1 pseudogene is annotated in these 233 nt (G+C 61.8%); it reads left to right on the top strand.

What is annotated here, in order from left to right:
* A pseudogene (glyA, locus tag ACXAHG_RS23630) lies at positions 1 to 233 on the top strand (serine hydroxymethyltransferase); the annotation flags it as partial.

The following is a 233-nucleotide window of genomic DNA, read 5'->3' on the forward strand; positions in this document are numbered from 1 at the left end:
TGATGGAAGCGCAAGGCTCTGTCCTGACCAACAAATATGCCGAAGGCTACCCGGGGCGCCGCTACTATGGCGGCTGCCAGTATGTCGACGTGGCCGAAAACCTGGCCATCGACCGCGCCAAGGAACTCTTTGGCTGCGAATTCGCAAACGTGCAGCCGAACTCCGGCTCCCAGGCCAACCAGGGCGTGTTCCAGGCGCTCTTGAAGCCCGGCGACACCATCCTGGGCATGGAT

The sequence above is a fragment of the Leisingera sp. ABD4_442 genome, from assembly GCF_056160905.1.